Here is a 1317-nt window from a genome sequence, read left to right as displayed (position 1 = left end):
ATAGTGATGCTGGTGGCACTCAAGAAGTGACCACAAATAGGATGCTGAGCAGGTTATTTTTGTGTTGAATTCTTACTGAAGCAAAGCTTCATCAAAAATTCAACACGTTAAAATATTATAAGTATGAAATAAGAGAAATTAAAATATTATCTTTAAGAAATAAGGTTATTGCTTTTCATAGGAAACGATGTTGTAGAGAGGTGTTTACTCCAAAATTTGTTGTTTTGTTGTCTGCCTTTTTTTTTATTTTTTCTTCTTTTCTAAATTTCAAATCGATTTTTCACGCCTGAGTGAGAATCAGTTTGAATTCTCTTGTTCTTTATCATTTTGTCATTTTTCACATTCGAGTAAAAGTCCACGTTCTTTATCAAAAAGCATTCAAAATCTCCGTTTTTCACGGCCGAGTAATAAATTCTGCGTCCTGCATTTAAAAATCATTGATTTTTGGTTCTTCACTTCATTTTAAATTTTCTTCTTTTCGTAAGAATCCGCGCACTGGTATTAAGAGCATCCAATTTTCACATTTTTCATCATTTAAACTTTTCCATACAACTTGCGTTTGAGTGGTTTTTGATTTTACTAAAATCTTGAAAAAGTCAGCGCAACTGTTGCGAAAGATTGGATTTTTTCATTCAGATTTGTCGTTTTTTTTTGCGTTTTTCTTTCTGAACACTTCTCTACAACGGTCTTGGTTAAGGCAAGTAGCGTGGAGTAGGGACGCGTTCTTGTCGGCTTTTTTGTTTGTTACTTGGTGTCTAAAATATCACTTTTCATTGGAATGCCCGCTATTGGCGCTTAACCGATGTTAGGCACAGTGGGTTATCTAAATTCTAAAATAAATTTATAGCGTTGTAGTTCCTTTGGATGGTTCATTCCTTTTTCATAGAAGCCTGCTGCAAAAACCATATTAATGTTTTTTGAAATTTTATCTATCGAATAATTATATTCATTCTCTTCATATTTTTGTTCATCTCTTTTATCCATATCATAAATATTCTCCACCGTTACCTCTGCAATGATTTTTCCATTTTCATTTATTACACCTTTGTCAAATCTATGCCATGAAGATGATTTTTTGTAAAACCAAACTGATTGGTAATCTCCATCTCCAACATAAATATCTTTGTTAACATTAAATTTATCCTCGTTTCCTGTTTTTATAGCAACGAATCGACAATCCTTTAAAAAGTCTTTGTCATTACATTCAAAAATGTTTTCATCTCCTGGATAATCATAATAGTAATTTCCCCAAGAAGATGATACATAGACATGATCAGAATTTAATAATGTAATTCTAAACTTGAATGGTTCCTTTTT

Annotated in this window: 1 protein-coding gene; it reads right to left on the bottom strand. The window is 31.6% G+C overall.

Features of this window, described 5'->3' with window-relative positions; genetic code table 11:
- Positions 1-819: 819 nt before the first annotated feature.
- Positions 820-1317: hypothetical protein (locus tag I130_RS16670; protein WP_034917131.1), on the bottom strand; the 498-nt coding region annotated here is incomplete at its 5' end.

The organism is Gillisia sp. CAL575 (assembly GCF_000403785.1).
Taxonomy (GTDB): Bacteria; Bacteroidota; Bacteroidia; order Flavobacteriales; family Flavobacteriaceae; genus Gillisia.
This window is presented reverse-complemented; position numbering and strand designations above follow the sequence as displayed.